This is a genomic window from Streptococcus sp. 22.1 (assembly GCF_016648645.1).
Taxonomy (GTDB): Bacteria; Bacillota; Bacilli; order Lactobacillales; family Streptococcaceae; genus Streptococcus.
Genome location: NZ_JACLQK010000019.1, coordinates 1 through 16,463, shown reverse-complemented (window position 1 = coordinate 16,463; position 16,463 = coordinate 1). Strand labels below are relative to the sequence as shown.

The following is a 16,463-nucleotide window of genomic DNA, read 5'->3' as shown; positions in this document are numbered from 1 at the left end:
GGTATAATAGAGCCTAGAAAGAAGGCGAAAATATGCAGGTTAAGAGAGTTCAGGATTATATCTCTAAAGAGTGGTTCGATGAAACCGATGGTTCCTATTTCGAACGTCTAAATAGTCGTTTGCAGGTGCTTTTGAAAAAAGATTACCCTGATTTACAAGGACATGATTTTATTAGTAATATCAGCCTTTTAGACTATAGGTTAGTTTTTCTTGATGAAGTTATTTCTAATGCTAATGAGAAAAACGAACACGTTCGGGAAACTGTTCACGATGTCACCAAAAGTTTGTTGTACGAGGATCAGGATATCCAGGAACAATTGGATAGTAGAATTACTTTTGGCCAAAAAGTAGCGGATGAAGTGGCCCGGTTTGGTGGATCTTGGACTTTTATCTTGTCATTTGTTGCTTTTATGGCTATTTGGATGGGGCTGAATGTTGTTCAACCCTTTGGAATTGCCTTTGATAAATATCCATTTATTCTGTTGAATCTGGCCTTGTCTACTCTAGCGGCCGTTCAGGCACCATTGATTATGATGAGTCAGAATCGAGCATCGGATTACGACCGTTTACAAGCGCGTAACGACTATCACGTCAATACCCAGTCTAAGGAAGAAATTCGACTTCTGCATGAAAAAATTGACCACTTGGTTCAACAAGACCAATCAGATCTTCTGACAATTCAAAAATTGCAGACAGAAATGATTATGGGGGTTAGCCAACAAGTTGAGAAGATGTCAGACGTTATTCGTGTCTTGAAAGAAGAAAGATTAGAAAGGGAGTCTCATGGGAACGAAAAAAATTAATTTAGTTGTTGTAACAGGGATGAGTGGTGCAGGTAAGACTGTAGCAATTCAATCCTTTGAGGATATTGGATACTTCACCATTGATAATATGCCCCCCTCTTTGGTACCTAAGGTTATCGAATTGGTAAAACATAGTGAAGAGACAGACAAGATTGCTCTTGTTGTTGACATGCGTAGTCGCTTGTTCTTCGATGAGATTAACGATATTCTGGATAAATTGGAAAGTAATGAGGAACTTAATTTCAAGATTCTATTCTTGGATGCCACTGATGGTGAATTGGTTTCTCGTTATAAAGAGACACGTCGTAGCCACCCATTGGCGGCAGATGGTCGTGTTTTGGATGGCATTAAGCTTGAGCGTGAGCTTTTGTCACCGCTTAAGAGTTTGAGTCAAAACGTGGTTGATACGACAGAATTAACCCCACGCCAGTTGCGTAAGGCTATTTCTGAACAGTTCTCATCTGAACAAGACCAATCTTCTTTCCGTATTGAAGTTTTGAGTTTTGGTTTTAAATATGGATTGCCATTGGATGCAGATCTGGTTTTTGATGTCCGTTTCTTGCCAAATCCTTATTATGATCCTGCACTTCGTAACCTCACAGGTTTGGATAAAGAAGTTTTTGATTATGTCATGAAACATAAGGAATCAGAAGACTTTTACAATCATTTGACACAGCTTATTAAACCAATCTTGCCTGGCTACAAGAAAGAAGGTAAGTCTGTTCTTACCATTGCTGTTGGCTGCACAGGTGGTCAACACCGTAGTGTAGCCTTTGCACATCGTCTGGCTCAAGATTTGAAAAATGATTGGACAGTCAATGAAACACATCGTGATAAGGATCGACGTAAGGAGACAGTGAATCGTTCATGAAAAAACCAAGAATTACAGTAATAGGTGGGGGAACTGGTATCCCAGTCATTCTTCGTAGTTTGCGTCATAAGGATGTTGATATCACTGCTGTGGTAACTGTAGCTGATGATGGCGGTTCTTCGGGAGATTTGCGTGATATCATGCAACTGACACCTCCAGGGGATTTGCGTAATGTTTTGGTAGCTATGAGTGATATGCCTAAACTTTATGAAAGAGTTTTCCAATATCGTTTTGATAAAACCGATGGTGCTTTGGCTGGTCATCCACTCGGAAATTTAATCATCGCTGGAATTTCAGAAATGCAGGGATCTACCTATAATGCCATGCAGCTTCTGACGAAGTTCTTCCACGTTACAGGAAAAATTTATCCTGCTAGTGAGACAGCTTTGACGCTTCATGCCGTTTTTCAAGATGGTCATGAAGTAGCAGGGGAGAGTAGTATTGCCCAGTATGATGGCATGATTGAACGCGTTTATGTGACCAATACCTATAATGACGAAGAGCCTAAGGCCAGTCGTAAGGTTGTTGATGCTATTATGAATAGTGATATGATTGTTTTAGGTCCTGGATCTCTTTATACATCGATTTTGCCCAACCTAGTTATACCAGAGATTCGTCAGGCTCTTATCGAGACCAAGGCTGATGTGACTTACATTTGTAATATTATGACTCAGTACGGAGAAACTGAACAATTCTCAGATGCCGACCATGTGGCTGTTCTTAATCGTCATCTTGGCTCTGATGTGATTGACAATGTCCTAGTTAATATTAAGAAAGTACCTAAGGAATACATGGCTAGTAATAAATTTGATGAATACCTTGTTCAGGTTGAGCATGATTTTGAGGGCTTACGTCGTGAAGCTAAAACAGTTGTGTCTTCTAATTTTCTGCGACTTGAAAATGGTGGTGCCTTCCACCATGGTGACTTGGTAGTGGATGAGCTCATGCATCTAGTGAGGAACAAGTCATGAGTTTCACAATTAAGGTTAAAGAAGAGATAATTGCTGCTTCAAGCAAAGACAAGGCTGAATTGTCAGCATTGATTAAGATGTCTGGTTCGGTTGGATTGACCAACCAAGGATTGACTCTTTCCATCTCAACAGAAAATGCAAAGATTGCGCGACATATCTACCAATTAATGGAAAGTCGTTATCAGAGTAATCCTGAATTGAGACATCACAACAAGACCAATCTCAAGAAAAATCGTGTTTACACGGTTTTTGTCGCTGACCATGTCAATGATATTTTGTCCGATTTACAATTGGCAGATTCTTTCTTTGGCTTTGAAACAGGTATTGAAACATCAGTAATGGAAGATGACGAAGCTGGAAGATCCTATTTACGAGGCGCTTTTTTGGCGACTGGAACAGTACGTGATCCTGAAAAAGGCCGTTATCAATTAGAAATTTTTTCCGTTTACCAAGACCACGCAGAGGATTTAGCTTCTCTCATGAAAAAATTTATGCTCGATGCTAAGGTTTTGAGTCATAAAAATGGGTTTGTGACCTATCTTCAAAAAGCTGAGGACATTATGGATTTTCTCCTTGTTATTGGCGCAATGAACTCTAAGGATGTCTTCGAAGAGGTCAAAATTATGCGAGAAACCAGAAATGATCTGAATCGTGCCAATAATGCGGAAACAGCCAATATTGCTAGAACGATTAGTGCTAGCATGAAAACAATTAATAATATTATCAAGATTATGGATACGGTTGGCTTGGAGATTTTACCGGTGGAGCTGCGCCAAATTGCCCAACTCCGTATTGCCAACCCAGATTACTCTATCCAGCAGATTGCAGATAGTATAGAACCTCCTCTGACCAAGAGTGGTGTCAACCATCGTCTCAGAAAAATCAATAAGATTGCCGACGATTTGTAAGTAGAAAGGAAGCTTTTATGGCTTGTACAACGATTTTAGTAGGTAAGAAGGCCTCATATGACGGCTCTACCATGATTGCACGTACTGAGGATTCTCAATCAGGTGTTTTTACGCCCAAAGAATTTCTCGTCGTGCCCCCTGAAGACCAACCGCGTCATTACCAGTCTGTGCTTAGCAATTTTTCAATTGATTTGCCAGATAATCCTCTACGTTATACCTCTGTCCCAGATGCGCTTGGGAAAGACGGTATCTGGGGTGAAGCTGGTATTAACTCAGCTAATGTTGCCATGAGTGCAACAGAAACAATCACGACCAATGCGCGTGTTCTCGGCGCTGATCCTCTTGTTAAAGATGGTTTTGGAGAAGAGGATATGTTGACTTTGGTCCTGCCATATATCAAGACGGCGCGTGAAGGTGTCCTTCGTTTAGGAGAACTCCTTGAAACTTACGGGACTTATGAGTCTAATGGGATTGCTTTTTCAGACACTGAAGAAATTTGGTGGTTGGAAACAATTGGTGGTCACCATTGGATTGCAAGACGTGTTCCAGACGATGCCTATGTTACTAACCCAAACCAACTTGGTATCGATCACTATGAGTTTGAAAATCCAGACGATTATCTTGCCTCACCAGACATTCGAAATTTTATTAATAAACATCACTTGGATTTGACTTATTCTAATGAACACTTTAATCCACGTTATGCTTTTGGTAGCCAACGAGATAAGGATCGTCATTATAATACACCACGTGCCTGGGCTATGCAGAAATTTTTGAACCCAGAAAAAGACTATGATCCAAAATCATTCTTTATTCCATGGTGCCAAAAACCATACCGCAAAATTACAGTTGAAGATGTTAAATACGTTTTGAGTCTTCATTACCAAGATACGCCTTATGATCCTTATGGACCTCAAGGAGATGCCGTGAGTCAACGCCAATTCCGTCCAATCGGTATTAACCGTACTAGTCAAACAGCTCTCTTGCAAATGCGTCCTAACAAACCATCAGAAACAACTGGTATTCAGTGGTTAGCCTATGGATCAATGCCATTTGGTACAATGGTGCCATTCTGGACTCAGGTCGAAACAACACCTGCTTATTTCCGTCAAACAACAGATAAGGTTGATACAGGTAATTTCTACTGGAGTAATCGCTTGATTGCTGCTATCTGTGATCCTCATTTCCAACAGCATGAAGCTGATTTAGATGCCTATGTAGAAACAACGATGGCTCTTGGCCATGCTATGATTAATCATGTCGACAATGCTTTAGCAAATGGTGAGAGTATTGATTTTGAATCTGAAAATCAAAAGATTAGTGACCAGATTCAGTCAGAAACAGATAAACTATTGGCAAAAGTCTTAGATGATGCAAGTAATTTGATGACCAATCGTTTTTCTATGAGTGATTAAAGTCATCAAAAAAACCTTTCCAATTTTATGGAAAGGTTTTTTCGTAGTCTAACCTTACTTGTTTTCTTCATCCAGTTTCGAGAGGAGCTGATAAAGTGTAATGAAAAAGAAAAGATTGAGTGAAATGAGGAGGCCTGATGCCCATGGCAAATCGCTTTCTAAATTTCGAAGAGGTGAATTCCAAGCAAAGTGTGCCGCAAAAGCACCGCAAGCATAAAGCATACCAATAAGACTGTACTTGGAATTAATGAGTTTTTGACGTGAACGCCATATAAGGACTAGCCCCATAGCAAGGAAGGACGTGTAAAGCCAGTGAGACGATACAGCACCAATAGTTCGACCAAGAATCCCTGAAACCGTATAAGAAAAACCATCAGGCAAATCTGAAAGAATATAGGAGAAGTCTTCACTAATCTGGAAGCCAAGACCTGCCGTAATAGCGACAAGCAAGAGCCCCTTGTAACTTTTCGTTGGCACCATATAGATAGCAAAGAGAAAAGCTGCAAGTTTGAGGGGTTCCTCAACTAGGGGAGCCATAAGAGCATCCTCAAAGCGGTAGAAGAAACTCTTTGAAGAAAGATGAGCAGTCACCCAGTCGTGAGAAATGGTATTGGCATAACCAGCTATCCATCCTGTGATAAAGACTCCACCAATTAGAGCAAATATGAGAACAAGTGGTTTCACCTGCCATCTCTTGCCTAAGTACAGAATCAGAAATATTCCTGGTACGATATAACATAAGGCAATCAGTGTTGATAGTCCAATAATACCGTATGCCGAACCAGACAAAGCGCCTGAAGTGTATGATTGCGTATCATAAGTCAGGCCTATGGCTGAAAGCAATAAAAAAAGATATAGGATTAATTTTCGAAACATGTATAACCTACTTTCCAAATGATATTTCCAGTATATCAAATAATTCTTTCTCGTCGAAATATTTCAATTTTTTTATTTTAGGACTTGCAAAATAAATGAAGTGTGATATACTTAACCAGTAAACTATTAACTGGTTAAGTATTTTGAAAGGAATATCATGAAAAAGAAACGCATTTTTGGCCTAGCAGGATTAGCAGCAGTTGTTTTAGCTGCTGGTGCAGGTATTTATTATACGACTAGTCACCACGGTTCAAAAGGAAATGGTGATTTGAAAGTTGTGACGAGCTTTTACCCTGTTTATGAATTTACCAAGCAGGTTGTAGGAGATGAGGGAGAGGTGTCTTATCTCATTCCTGCTGGAAGTGAAGCCCACGATTTCCAACCATCTACTAAGAATGTCGCTGACATTGAAAAAGCAGACACTTTTGTCTACCTAAATGAAAATATGGAAACCTGGGTTCCAAAAGTTGAAAAGTCTATCAACACAAAAAATACAAAAGTCATTAAGGCAAGTCAAGGCATGGTTCTTTTACCTGGAACAGAGGAAGAAGATCATGATCATGGTGGAGAAGAACATCACCACGAATATGATCCCCATGTTTGGCTCTCACCTAAACGTTCTCAAAAATTAGTTGAAACTATTAGAGACGGTTTGATTGCTCAGCATCCAGATAAAAAAGCAGTCTTTACAACCAATGCCGAGAAATACCTTAAAAAATTAAAGACTTTGGATAAGGAGTATACTGAAGCCTTTAGTCAAGCAAAACAGAAAAGTTTTGTTACTCAGCACGCAGCTTTTGCCTACCTTGCCTTAGATTACGGTTTGACACAGGTACCAATTTTAGGTGTTTCAGCTGAGTCCGACCCTTCTGCAAAACGTATCGCTAGCCTTTCTAAGTATGTCAAAGAATATGATATTAACTATATCTATTTTGAGGAAAATGCTTCAAGTAGTGTTGCTAAAACCTTAGCTAACGAAGTAGGAGTTAAGACAGCAGTTTTAAATCCAATTGAATCACTAACTAAGGAACAGTTGAAAAAAGGTGAAGACTATGTCAGTGTTATGACTGAGAACCTAAAAAATCTTCGTTTAACAACGGACGTTGAAGGTAAAGCTATCCAACCTGAAACGGGAAGTGATGACAAGAAAACGGTTCAAAATGGTTACTTCGATGACAAAGATGTTAAAGATAGAGAACTTTCGGATTGGTCTGGTGAGTGGCAATCGGTCTATCCTTATCTTCAAGATGGTACTTTAGATCAAGTATTTGAATACAAATCTCTATTAAATAAAGATAAAACTGCACAAGAGTACAAAGAATACTACACTAAGGGCTATCAAACAGATGTTTCTAAAATTGCTATTGACGGTAAAAAGATGACCATGACTTTCACAAAGAATGATGGAAGTAGTGTGACACACACTTATCGTTATGATGGTTATAAGATTCTAACCTATGCTTCTGGTAAAAAAGGTGTTCGTTATCTCTTTACAGCAACTGATAGTCAAGCAGCAGATAACCCTTACCAGTATGTCCAATTTTCAGATCATCAAATAGATCCAACAACTTCAGCACATTTCCATATTTTCTTTGGAAATAGTAGCCAAGATGAGATTCTAAAAGAAATGGATAATTGGCCAACTTACTATCCTGGAAAACTTAGTGGCTTTGAAATTGCACAAGAAATGGTTAGCCATTAAGACTAGAAATGCACTCATTCGTGAGTGTTTTTCTTTTTTTAAAAAATCTTTCATTTCTTAAACTCTTAGAAAATTGCTAGTGTCATTAGTTTTAAACAGAAATTTAAAGCATCGTATTTTTTCTAAAAAAATCCTGTAAAAAATTAAATAATTACTACATTTTTTCATTCTTTAGTGGTACAATAATAGTACGATTTTCAGATGACCAGGAGAGACCCATGAACCAGTATTTAGTAGCGATACATTATATTCAACTACTTCAAGCAGAACTCGATATTCTAAATCATGATGCACGCTTGCTTTTTGATTTAAAGATTGAACCAAATCTTGCTAAAAGAGAGCTTGCTGACTTGAAAGTATCCCTATCTAAATTATCTGACAAAAACCTTTATATCGAAGGTACAATCTGGTATCAGCCAAGTTTGTTTGCAATCATTGATAAAAATTTAGGGGTTATTGATGACTGGCTCAAGGAATTAGATGACTTCTTTGAATTTACCTATAGTACAACAGTTTTCACTGTTTTGAAAGAAAATGAAAATCGAAGTTACGACTTATTACTTGGTCTCTATAGCCGTCTTGAATACGTTATTTCAGAAATAAAAAATTGCCGTTAGATGACTAACGGCTTTTAGTATATAGAAAAATTAGGCTCTATTTTAAATATCAAATAATTTGACAAAATACCCAAATGTGTGTAAAATAAAATTTGAAAATACTCTAATAAAAATAACGTTAAGTTAAAGGAAGATAATAACTAAGTGAGTAAGCAGGGGTTTAAATTGGGGGATTTTGTTAAATATTATTTGGTGAGCCTTGTGTCGCTGAGCTTTTTATGTCTTATTTTGTATGGGCTATATTCTTTAAACGGGCTCATTTCTTTTTCTCTAGATGGAGCTTCAGGCCTTGAAGTTAGGCATTATTCAGGACAGACCACCTCTTCTGTAAAAAAAGATGGTGATTATAAGGTTCAGGATATTAGTGGTGAAACTAAGAGCTACAATGTAGATTTGAAAGTAACAAACGATGGGGATAAGGTTATCCAAACCTATGTCTTTGAGTATAAAAAATGATTCTATAATAAAAACTCACAGTCTTAGCCAGATTGTGAGTTTTTTAGATGTCTTTTACCAAAGTCCTAATATCTTTTGCATGAGAAGAGAAGCAAGACTAATTAATAACCAACAGACTCCTCCCACTAGAAGTGCTGAGCCTCCTTTAGTGATTAGTTTTTTGAGATTTGTTTGGAAACCGATAGCTGTCATTGCCATAATAATCATAAATTTTGAAAGGTCTTTTAATGGTGAAAAGACGGCAGGTGTTACACCGAGTGACATTGCAACAGTTGTAATCAGTGAGGCCAAAAGGAACCAAAGGATAAAGTTAGGCACTGCTTTGCTTAGCGAGAATGCTTCCTTTGTATTATCCTTTCGTGACTGCCATACAGATAGACCAAGAGTTATAGGGATGATAGCAAGTGTTCGAGTCAATTTAACAATGGTTGCTTGCTCTAGGATAGATGTTCCATGTAAGCTATCCCAAGAACTAGCTGTAGCAGTTACAGAAGAAGTATCGTTGACAGCTGTTCCAGCAAATATGGCAAAGCCTTGATTACTAAGTCCCAACCAAGATCCCAAGTGAGGAAAGATTAAAGCCGCTAAGATGTTAAAAAAGAAAATTACCGAGATTGCTGTTGCAATAGATTCATCTTTAGCCTTGATTACAGGAGCAGTTGCAGCAATAGCAGAACCTCCACAGATTGAAGAACCAACCCCTACTAAAGTAGTAATTTCGCTATCTAACCTAAATAGCTTTTGGATGAAGTAAGCAGTAACGAGTGCCGTAGCAATAGTCACTAGAATAATGGGAAGTGACGTTACGCCAACCTTAAAGACTTGAGAAAGATTTAGTCCAAATCCAAGAAGAATAACAGCGTATTGTAATACTTTTTTTGATGTGAATTGCATTCCTGCTTTAAGTTTCTGAGAATCTCTTAGAATAATTCCTATCAGAAGTCCTATAAATAAACCAAGGACTGGCCCACCAATAATAGGAAATAAGTTTCCAAGGAACCATGCTAGGAGAGATATAAGTATTGCAATACTTAGTCCGGGTAAGAATTCTTTTATTTTCATTCATTTATCTCCTTAAAATTTGACTATATTATAGCTTATTATAAATATGATGTAAAGGTAACATCTGCTTTATTTATCAAGGAAAATAGGTCTGAAAGTTGCGACTTGTCAGTTTTTCTGATAGAATAGTATTAAAATATTATAATTGAAAATTTTATGAAGGAAGGGTTGTATGTATCGTCATTTAAAGAAGTATATGATTTTTATCGTGGGAGCTTTTGTTTGTTCGCTCTTTTTGGTTCTAGCTTTTACAACAGATAGAAAAAATGATAACAGTGTTAATGCTAAAGCTGAAGCTGCCTACAATCAAACTACGACGGCTTTTATTGATAGTATCGGAGAGACTGCGAGACAGATTGGTCAAGATTACAATATCTATGCTTCTGTTCTAATTGCTCAAGCTATTCTGGAATCAAATTCAGGTCAGTCAGGTTTGAGTCAAGCTCCTTATTACAACTTCTTTGGGATTAAGGGCTCTTATAATGGAAACTCCGTTACTATGCGTACTTGGGAAGACGATGGTACAGGGAAGACTTATGAGATTGATGAACCTTTCCGTTCTTATGGAAGTCTGAGTGATTCCCTAGCAGATTATGCTGCTTTGATGACGTCATCTACTTATGCAGGTACTTGGAAATCAAATACAAGTAGTTATGCAGATGCCACTCAGGCACTGACAGGGACTTATGCTACAGATAGTCTTTACGCTTCTAAATTAAATAGCATTATTGCATACTATGGTTTGACTGCCTATGATCAAGCTCCAGTTACCCAAGCAACTGGTTCAACAAGTGGCCTTGTTTGGAACAGCTATAGAGGCTCATATACAGATGCTGATACCTTATCTATAGATGAAGCTTGGGCAAGCTATAAAAATTATAAATAATGATGAGAGTCGAAAGGCTCTTTTTTGTGCTTTGAATTGGATAGTTTTGGCGATAAAAAGTCCCCAACATTATGTGCTGGGGACTAACATCTATTAGTTGTCAAAAGTGACTTCTTTAACGAGGTTATCAAGGAATTTTTCTCCCATTTTAGAGAGGGTTGCCTTTTCATGCTTCAAGTAAACAATATCAATTTCATCATCAATATCAAGTGGGATAGAGACAATGTTATCACCATTCAAATTACTATTTAAAATACCTGTAGCAATGGTGTAACCATCCAAACCGATTAATAGGTTGAAGAGTGTCGCGCGGTCTGAAACCACGATGGACTTTTTATGGGGAATCTGAGAGAGAATCTCTTCAGAATAGTAGAAGGAATTATGAATCCCTTGGTCGTAACTAAGGTATGGAAAGTCTTCTAAATCTTCCAAAGAGACAACTTCATGCTTAGCCAATGGATTTGACTTGCTGATAAAGATATGCGGTCTAGCTTTGAAGAGACTGGTATATGTGAGACGGTTGTCATCAAACATCTTAGTCAAGACATCTCGGTTATAGCTGTTAAGGAAGAGAACACCAATTTCTGAACGGAAGTTCTTAACGTCCTCAATAATTTCGTAAGTACGTGTTTCACGTAAGAAGAGCTCGTAACGTGTCATATCAGCTCTTTTGAGAAGTGAGACGAAGGCATTGACAACAAAAGCGTAGTGTTGAGAGGAAACACTAAACAATTCACGTGTCTCTGTATGACTCTTGTAGCGTTCTTCCAAGAGATTCGTTTGTTCCACTACCTGACGGGCATAAGAGAGAAATTCAACGCCATCCTTGGTTAAGGTGATTCCCTTAGGGTTACGGATAAAGATATCAATTCCCATTTCTCTTTCCAAGTCACGAACAGCATTTGAAAGACTTGGTTGCGTAATGAAAAGTTGTTTTGCAGCTTCATTCATTGAGCCGGTTTCGACGATTTTGATAATATAATGTAATTGTTGAATTCGCATAGCCTTATTATAGCATATTTTAAGGATTATTCCTTAGGATAAGAGGCGAGTAAAAAGTCTTTTTAGGACTATACCAATTTTTATGCTTGACAATGTCAAATATATGGAATATACTGTCCTCGTTAAGCTTTTTAAAGAGCTTATTGACTATACCAATTTTAAATGAAGGAGACATGACCTCTTTGATCTGAGGTTATTATTAAAAATATGTGTGGAATTGTTGGTGTTGTAGGTAACACAAATGCAACTGATATCTTGATTCAAGGACTTGAAAAGCTAGAATACCGTGGTTATGATTCAGCTGGTATCTTTGTAGCTGGCGATGCATCTAGTCAATTGGTTAAGGCTGTTGGCCGTATTGCGGAACTTGCTGCTAAAACTGAAGGAGTAGAAGGGACAGCAGGTATCGGACATACTCGTTGGGCAACTCACGGTAAACCAACAGAGGATAATGCTCATCCACACCGCTCAGAAACAGAACGTTTTGTTTTGGTTCACAATGGTGTTATTGAAAACTATCTTGAAATTAAGGAAGAATACCTTTCTGGTCACCATTTCAAAGGCCAAACTGATACTGAAATTGCAGTTCACTTGATTGGAAAATTCGTTGAAGAAGATGATTTGTCAACTCTTGAAGCATTCAAGAAAGCTCTTCATATTATCCGTGGATCATATGGCTTCGCTCTTATGGATTCTGAAGATGCCTCAACAATTTACGTGGCAAAAAACAAATCACCACTTTTGATTGGTCTTGGTGATGGCTATAACATGGTCTGCTCAGATGCCATGGCTATGATTCGCGAAACTAATCAGTACATGGAAATTCACGATCAAGAGTTAGTTATCGTGAAAGCTGATAGTGTCGAAGTCCAAGATTATGATGGTACTGTTAAAGAACGTGATAGCTATACAGCTGAACTTGACCTTTCTGATATTGGTAAAGGCACATACCCTTACTACATGCTCAAAGAAATCGATGAGCAACCAACAGTGATGCGTAAGCTTATCCAAGCCTACACAGATGACAAGGGACAAGTGACTGTAGATGCTGATATTATCAAGGCTGTTCAAGAGGCTGATCGTATCTATATCCTTGCGGCAGGAACATCATATCATGCTGGTTTTGCTTCTAAGAAGATGCTCGAAGAGTTGACAGATACACCAGTTGAGCTTGGTATTTCTTCTGAGTGGGGTTATGGTATGCCACTCCTTAGCAAGAAACCTCTCTTTGTCTTTATTAGCCAATCAGGTGAAACAGCAGATAGCCGTCAGGTTCTTGTTAAAGCTAACGAGTTGGGTATTCCAAGTTTGACAGTGACAAACGTTCCAGGATCTACCCTTTCTCGTGAAGCTGACCATACAATGCTTCTTCATGCTGGCCCAGAAATTGCCGTAGCTTCTACTAAAGCTTACACTGCTCAGATTGCGGCTCTTGCCTTCTTGGCTAAAGCAGTCGGTGAGGCTAATGGTAATGAAAAAGCTAAAGCTTTCGACTTGGTACATGAATTGTCACTTGTAGCACAATCTATCGAATCAACACTCTCTGAAAAAGAAGTCATTGACGAGAAAGTGGCAGCTCTTCTTGCAGAAACACGTAACGCTTTCTATATTGGTCGTGGTCAAGATTACTATGTTGCTATGGAAGCCAGTCTTAAATTGAAAGAAATCTCATATATCCAATGTGAAGGTTTTGCAGCAGGTGAGTTGAAACACGGAACGATTGCTTTGATCGAAGATGGTACACCTGTTATTGCGCTCTTGTCTGACGCTGTTCTTGCTAGCCACACTCGTGGTAATATTCAAGAGGTAGCTGCTCGTGGTGCTAAAGTGTTGACTATTGCTGAGGAAAATGTTGCTAAAGAAGGTGATGACATCGTTCTTAATAATGTTCACCCTTACTTGTCACCAATTTCAATGGTTGTACCGACACAATTGATTGCTTACTTTGCAACACTTCATCGTGGACTTGACGTCGATAAACCACGTAACTTGGCTAAATCAGTTACTGTTGAATAAAAATACTAACATCTCTTACAGTGTAAGGGATGTTGTTTGTTTTTATCCTTTTTACCCTTGCTTAATTGGAGAATCTAAAGTAGAATAGTATCTATATCACAATCTTAGGAGAGAATTATGTCATTACCAAATTGTCCAAAATGTAACTCAGAGTATGTTTATGAAGATGGAATCTTGCTTGTATGTCCTGAATGTGCCTATGAGTGGGATCCAAACGAAGTTGCAGAAGAAGAAGGACTTGTGGTTCTTGATAGTAATGGAACACGTCTTGCTGACGGTGATACTGTTACAGTTATTAAAGATTTGAAAGTGAAAGGTGCGCCAAAAGATATTAAACAAGGCACACGTGTTAAAAATATTCGTTTGGTTGAAGGTGACCATAACATTGATTGTAAGATTGATGGTTTTGGTGCTATGAAACTTAAATCTGAATTTGTTAAGAAAATCTAAAATAAGCTTTAGGGATGCTAGACTTAAGTATTGTTTGTTTCTCAGGACAGACTATTTAAGTCTCCCAGGAGTGTGATTATGAACTCATTTTGAAAATTGGGTCTAGTCGCACTCCTTTTTACTATTTTCAAAATCTTATATCATTTTTTCAAAAAAATTGGTATAATATTCAATAATACTAAATAATTATAGGAGTTTATATGTCATACGTTTTGGAAGTATTACCAGCCCTTTTGAACGGTGCGGTAGTCACACTTCAAGTATTTTTCATTGTTATCGTACTGTCGATTCCATTAGGGATTGTACTTGCTTTCTTAATGCAGATTAAATTCAAACCTTTAAATTGGTTATTAACCCTTTACGTTTGGATTATGCGTGGAACGCCTCTCCTTTTACAATTGATCTTCGTTTATTACGTTCTTCCAAGTGTTGGGATTGTCTTTGATCGTCTACCAGCTGCTATTCTTGCTTTTACGCTTAACTATGCAGCTTATTTCGCAGAGATTTTCCGTGGAGGAATCTTGGCTATTCCGAAAGGACAATACGAAGCAGCAAAAATGCTTAAACTTAGTCCTTTCCAAACCATCCGCTACATTATCCTTCCTCAGGTGGTCAAGATTGTCTTGCCAAGTATCTTTAACGAGATTATTAACTTGGTTAAGGATTCATCATTGGTTTATGTGCTTGGGGTTGGAGACCTTCTTTTGGAAAGTCGTACCGCTGCGAACCGTGATGCGACCTTAGCACCGATGTTTGTGGCCGGAGCTATCTATCTTATCCTTGTGGGTGTTGTGACTGTGGCTTCGAAAAACATCGAAAAGAAATTCAACTATTATAAATAGGAGACCTTATGTTAGAATTAAAAAATATTTCCAAGCAATTTGGTCAACACAAAATTTTTGATAAGTATAATCTGACAGTAGAAGAAGGAAAAATCTTGGCTATTGTCGGACCATCTGGTGGTGGTAAAACGACTCTCTTGCGTATGCTAGCAGGTCTTGAAACCATTGATTCAGGACAAATTATTTATGAAAATGAAGAGATTCCTTTGGATCAGATGGAAAGTCGTAATTTGCTCGGTTTTGTCTTCCAAGATTTCCAACTGTTTCCACATTTAACAGTCTTAGACAATCTAACGCTTTCTCCAATTAAGACGATGGGAATGTCTAAGGAGGATGCTCAGAAAAAAGCTCAAGCTCTGCTTGACCGTTTAGGCCTTGGAGCTCACGGAAATGCTTATCCTTACTCTCTTTCTGGGGGACAAAAACAACGTGTTGCATTTGCGCGTGCTATGATGATTGATCCGAAAATTGTCGGCTATGATGAACCAACATCAGCTCTTGACCCTGAGTTGCGTCAAGAAGTGGAGAAATTGATTTTGCAGAATCGTGAGACTGGGATTACGCAAATCGTTATCACTCACGATATGCAGTTTGCACAACACATCGCCGATGAGATTGTCACTATCAATCCAAAATAGTGAGGATTTTCCATGAAAAAAATAGTAAAAACGATTTTGCTAGGCTGTCTTGTCATTTTGCCTTTGTTTGCGCTATCAGCTTGCAGCTCGCGCTCACATTTTGCAACTCAGAAAGATCAGTGGCAAACCTATACCAAAGAAAAGAAAATCAAAATTGGTTTTGATGCAACCTTTGTTCCTATGGGATATGAGGAAAAGGATGGTAGCTATGTTGGTTTTGATATTGATCTTGCAACTGCAGTCTTTAAATTGTATGGTATCGATGTCGAATGGCAGGCTATTGACTGGGATATGAAAGAAACAGAACTGAAGAATGGGACAATTGACCTCATTTGGAATGGTTACTCGGTCACGGATGAGCGTAAGCAGTCTGCGGACTTCACGGAACCTTATATGGTCAATGAACAAGTACTGGTAACCAAAAAGTCTTCGGGAATTGATTCTGTTGCTGGAATGTCAGGTAAGACCTTAGGTGCCCAAGCAGGGTCTTCCGGTTATGATGCTTTCAATGCTTCTCCGAAGATTTTGAAGGATATCGTTGCCAACCAAAAAGCAGTCCAATATTCGACCTTTACTCAAGCCTTGATTGACCTTGATAGTGGACGTATTGACGGTCTATTGATTGACCGTGTGTATGCTAATTACTACTTAGAAAAATCAGGGGTTCTGGATCAGTATAATGTTATGCCTGCTGGTTATGAAGGTGAAAGCTTTGCTGTAGGTGCTCGTAAAGCAGATAAGACACTGATCAAAAAAATCAATCAAGGATTTAGAACCCTTTATAAAAAAGGAGAATTTCAAAAGATTTCTAACAAGTGGTTTGGCGAAGATGTTGCCACAGACCAAGTTAAAGGGAAAAAATAGAGGCTCCTTGTCAACTGTAGTGGGTGACGAAAAGCTAACATCTAGAGAGGACCTGATAGGTCTTCTCTTTTTTTATGTTCAGAG

General features: G+C 38.4%; 17 protein-coding genes. 14 read left to right on the top strand and 3 right to left on the bottom strand.

The genetic code is table 11. From position 1 onward, the window contains the following. The first annotated feature begins 32 nt into the window (after positions 1–32). The 5 genes from H7U04_RS08895 to H7U04_RS08875 are packed head-to-tail and all read left to right on the top strand — an operon-like array spanning position 33 to position 4,968. A complete protein-coding gene (locus tag H7U04_RS08895) occupies positions 33–803 on the top strand; it encodes a DUF1003 domain-containing protein (RefSeq protein ID WP_002891104.1) in 771 nt (256 codons plus the stop codon). Then, entirely contained in the window at positions 784–1,674 is an 891-nt protein-coding gene (gene rapZ, locus H7U04_RS08890) for an RNase adapter RapZ (RefSeq protein ID WP_014634584.1), read from the top strand. The genes H7U04_RS08895 and rapZ overlap by 20 nt, the downstream gene beginning before the upstream one ends. Then, positions 1,671–2,645, top strand: coding sequence for a YvcK family protein (locus H7U04_RS08885; protein WP_002891102.1), 975 nt, complete (start codon positions 1,671–1,673; stop codon positions 2,643–2,645). The genes rapZ and H7U04_RS08885 overlap by 4 nt, the downstream gene beginning before the upstream one ends. Next, entirely contained in the window at positions 2,642–3,553 is a 912-nt protein-coding gene (gene whiA, locus H7U04_RS08880; RefSeq protein ID WP_002891101.1) for a DNA-binding protein WhiA, read from the top strand. Before H7U04_RS08885 ends, whiA begins: the two co-directional genes overlap by 4 nt. Before the next feature lie 17 nt (positions 3,554–3,570). Then, a complete protein-coding gene (locus tag H7U04_RS08875) occupies positions 3,571–4,968 on the top strand; it encodes a C69 family dipeptidase (RefSeq protein WP_002891100.1) in 1,398 nt (465 codons plus the stop codon). 54 nt (positions 4,969–5,022) lie between these two features. On the opposite strand, the gene H7U04_RS08870 is transcribed toward H7U04_RS08875, so the two are convergent. Next, a complete protein-coding gene (locus H7U04_RS08870; RefSeq protein WP_037597870.1) occupies positions 5,023–5,844 on the bottom strand; it encodes a PrsW family glutamic-type intramembrane protease in 822 nt (273 codons plus the stop codon). A gap of 157 nt (positions 5,845–6,001) precedes the next feature. Between H7U04_RS08870 and H7U04_RS08865 the strand changes: the two genes are divergently transcribed. The 3 genes from H7U04_RS08865 (at position 6,002) to H7U04_RS08855 (ending at position 8,619) form a co-directional block, all read left to right on the top strand. Continuing rightward, on the top strand, positions 6,002–7,546 hold the full coding sequence (locus H7U04_RS08865) for a zinc ABC transporter substrate-binding protein AdcA (protein ID WP_048790516.1): 1,545 nt from the start codon (positions 6,002–6,004) through the stop codon (positions 7,544–7,546). Positions 7,547–7,764: 218 nt separating this feature from the next. Next, on the top strand, positions 7,765–8,163 hold the full coding sequence (locus H7U04_RS08860) for a hypothetical protein (RefSeq protein ID WP_110981453.1): 399 nt from the start codon (positions 7,765–7,767) through the stop codon (positions 8,161–8,163). A 144-nt stretch (positions 8,164–8,307) separates the two neighbouring features. Then, positions 8,308–8,619: a hypothetical protein gene (locus H7U04_RS08855; protein WP_110981452.1), complete on the top strand. Its 312-nt coding sequence runs from the start codon at positions 8,308–8,310 to the stop codon at positions 8,617–8,619. A 54-nt stretch (positions 8,620–8,673) separates the two neighbouring features. Here the strand turns inward: H7U04_RS08855 and H7U04_RS08850 are convergent, their stop codons facing one another. After that, positions 8,674–9,681: a YeiH family protein gene (locus tag H7U04_RS08850; protein ID WP_110981451.1), complete on the bottom strand. Its 1,008-nt coding sequence runs from the start codon at positions 9,679–9,681 to the stop codon at positions 8,674–8,676. A 172-nt stretch (positions 9,682–9,853) separates the two neighbouring features. Here H7U04_RS08850 and H7U04_RS08845 point away from each other — a divergent pair, with 172 nt between their 5' ends. Next, entirely contained in the window at positions 9,854–10,567 is a 714-nt protein-coding gene (locus tag H7U04_RS08845) for a glycoside hydrolase family 73 protein (protein WP_110981450.1), read from the top strand. 93 nt (positions 10,568–10,660) lie between these two features. Here the strand turns inward: H7U04_RS08845 and H7U04_RS08840 are convergent, their stop codons facing one another. After that, positions 10,661–11,569 (bottom strand): LysR family transcriptional regulator, encoded by a 909-nt coding sequence (locus H7U04_RS08840; protein WP_073689982.1) that lies wholly within the window; start codon positions 11,567–11,569, stop codon positions 10,661–10,663. Between the two features lie 207 nt (positions 11,570–11,776). Here H7U04_RS08840 and glmS point away from each other — a divergent pair, with 207 nt between their 5' ends. The 5 genes from glmS (at position 11,777) to H7U04_RS08815 (ending at position 16,379) form a co-directional block, all read left to right on the top strand. Next, a complete protein-coding gene (gene glmS / locus H7U04_RS08835) occupies positions 11,777–13,585 on the top strand; it encodes a glutamine--fructose-6-phosphate transaminase (isomerizing) (RefSeq protein WP_201059694.1) in 1,809 nt (602 codons plus the stop codon). A gap of 117 nt (positions 13,586–13,702) precedes the next feature. After that, complete coding sequence (locus tag H7U04_RS08830; RefSeq protein WP_002891088.1) at positions 13,703–14,035, top strand: zinc ribbon domain-containing protein YjdM; 333 nt, start codon at positions 13,703–13,705, stop codon at positions 14,033–14,035. 200 nt (positions 14,036–14,235) lie between these two features. Further along, entirely contained in the window at positions 14,236–14,877 is a 642-nt protein-coding gene (locus H7U04_RS08825) for an amino acid ABC transporter permease (protein WP_014634576.1), read from the top strand. 8 nt (positions 14,878–14,885) lie between these two features. Then, positions 14,886–15,515: an amino acid ABC transporter ATP-binding protein gene (locus H7U04_RS08820; protein WP_014634575.1), complete on the top strand. Its 630-nt coding sequence runs from the start codon at positions 14,886–14,888 to the stop codon at positions 15,513–15,515. A gap of 12 nt (positions 15,516–15,527) precedes the next feature. Continuing rightward, positions 15,528–16,379, top strand: a complete 852-nt coding sequence (locus tag H7U04_RS08815; RefSeq protein WP_060971242.1) for an amino acid ABC transporter substrate-binding protein — start codon at positions 15,528–15,530, stop codon at positions 16,377–16,379. Positions 16,380–16,463 lie beyond the last annotated feature (84 nt).

Coding starts and splice junctions, on each gene's coding strand:
- H7U04_RS08895 (WP_002891104.1), top strand. CDS start 33: ATGCAGGTTAAGAGAGTTCAGGATTATATCTCTAAAGAGTGGTTCGAT.
- rapZ (WP_014634584.1), top strand. CDS start 784: ATGGGAACGAAAAAAATTAATTTAGTTGTTGTAACAGGGATGAGTGGT.
- H7U04_RS08885 (WP_002891102.1), top strand. CDS start 1,671: ATGAAAAAACCAAGAATTACAGTAATAGGTGGGGGAACTGGTATCCCA.
- whiA (WP_002891101.1), top strand. CDS start 2,642: ATGAGTTTCACAATTAAGGTTAAAGAAGAGATAATTGCTGCTTCAAGC.
- H7U04_RS08875 (WP_002891100.1), top strand. CDS start 3,571: ATGGCTTGTACAACGATTTTAGTAGGTAAGAAGGCCTCATATGACGGC.
- H7U04_RS08870 (WP_037597870.1), bottom strand. CDS start 5,844: ATGTTTCGAAAATTAATCCTATATCTTTTTTTATTGCTTTCAGCCATA.
- H7U04_RS08865 (WP_048790516.1), top strand. CDS start 6,002: ATGAAAAAGAAACGCATTTTTGGCCTAGCAGGATTAGCAGCAGTTGTT.
- H7U04_RS08860 (WP_110981453.1), top strand. CDS start 7,765: ATGAACCAGTATTTAGTAGCGATACATTATATTCAACTACTTCAAGCA.
- H7U04_RS08850 (WP_110981451.1), bottom strand. CDS start 9,681: ATGAAAATAAAAGAATTCTTACCCGGACTAAGTATTGCAATACTTATA.
- H7U04_RS08845 (WP_110981450.1), top strand. CDS start 9,854: ATGTATCGTCATTTAAAGAAGTATATGATTTTTATCGTGGGAGCTTTT.
- H7U04_RS08840 (WP_073689982.1), bottom strand. CDS start 11,569: ATGCGAATTCAACAATTACATTATATTATCAAAATCGTCGAAACCGGC.
- glmS (WP_201059694.1), top strand. CDS start 11,777: ATGTGTGGAATTGTTGGTGTTGTAGGTAACACAAATGCAACTGATATC.
- H7U04_RS08830 (WP_002891088.1), top strand. CDS start 13,703: ATGTCATTACCAAATTGTCCAAAATGTAACTCAGAGTATGTTTATGAA.
- H7U04_RS08825 (WP_014634576.1), top strand. CDS start 14,236: ATGTCATACGTTTTGGAAGTATTACCAGCCCTTTTGAACGGTGCGGTA.
- H7U04_RS08820 (WP_014634575.1), top strand. CDS start 14,886: ATGTTAGAATTAAAAAATATTTCCAAGCAATTTGGTCAACACAAAATT.
- H7U04_RS08815 (WP_060971242.1), top strand. CDS start 15,528: ATGAAAAAAATAGTAAAAACGATTTTGCTAGGCTGTCTTGTCATTTTG.